The sequence below is a fragment of the Actinacidiphila cocklensis genome (assembly GCF_907177275.1).
GTDB classification, from domain to species: domain Bacteria; phylum Actinomycetota; class Actinomycetes; order Streptomycetales; family Streptomycetaceae; genus Actinacidiphila; species Actinacidiphila cocklensis.
The window spans coordinates 1-976 of sequence record NZ_CAJSLV010000022.1 but is presented as its reverse complement, the minus strand read 5'-3'; the positions used below and the strand labels follow the sequence as shown (position 1 = coordinate 976).

2 protein-coding genes are annotated in these 976 nt (G+C 46.1%); both read right to left on the bottom strand.

The window, feature by feature from the left end; translation table 11 throughout:
- Positions 1-243: 243 nt before the first annotated feature.
- A complete protein-coding gene (locus tag NFU81_RS03800; RefSeq protein ID WP_001289873.1) occupies positions 244-792 on the bottom strand; it encodes an ead/Ea22-like family protein in 549 nt (182 codons plus the stop codon).
- A complete protein-coding gene (locus tag NFU81_RS03795; protein WP_229041931.1) occupies positions 789-947 on the bottom strand; it encodes a TraR/DksA family transcriptional regulator in 159 nt (52 codons plus the stop codon). The genes NFU81_RS03800 and NFU81_RS03795 overlap by 4 nt, the downstream gene beginning before the upstream one ends.
- Positions 948-976: the final 29 nt, after the last annotated feature.

The window sequence follows — 976 nt, the reverse complement described above, 5'->3', positions numbered from 1 at the left end:
ACATTGATAACGCCCAATCTTTTTGCTCAGACTCTAACTCATTGATACTCATTTATAAACTCCTTGCAATGTATGTCGTTTCAGCTAAACGGTATCAGCAATGTTTATGTAAAGAAACAGTAAGATAATACTCAACCCGATGTTTGAGTACGGTCATCATCTGACACTACAGACTCTGGCATCGCTGTGAAGACGACGCGAAATTCAGCATTTTCACAAGCGTTATCTTTTACAAAACCGATCTCACTCTCCTTTGATGCGAATGCCAGCGTCAGACATCATATGCAGATACTCACCTGCATCCTGAACCCATTGACCTCCAACCCCGTAATAGCGATGCGTAATGATGTCGATAGTTACTAACGGGTCTTGTTCGATTAACTGCCGCAGAAACTCTTCCAGGTCACCAGTGCAGTGCTTGATAACAGGAGTCTTCCCAGGATGGCGAACAACAAGAAACTGGTTTCCGTCTTCACGGACTTCGTTGCTTTCCAGTTTAGCAATACGCTTACTCCCATCCGAGATAACACCTTCGTAATACTCACGCTGCTCGTTGAGTTTTGATTTTGCTGTTTCAAGCTCAACACGCAGTTTCCCTACTGTTAGCGCAATATCCTCGTTCTCCTGGTCGCGGCGTTTGATGTATTGCTGGTTTCTTTCCCGTTCATCCAGCAGTTCCAGCACAATCGATGGTGTTACCAATTCATGGAAAAGGTCTGCGTCAAATCCCCAGTCGTCATGCATTGCCTGCTCTGCCGCTTCACGCAGTGCCTGAGAGTTAATTTCGCTCACTTCGAACCTCTCTGTTTACTGATAAGTTCCAGATCCTCCTGGCAACTTGCACAAGTCCGACAACCCTGAACGACCAGGCGTCTTCGTTCATCTATCGGATCGCCACACTCACAACAATGAGTGGCAGATATAGCCTGGTGGTTCAGGCGGCGCATTTTTATTGCTGTGTTGCGCTGTAATTCTT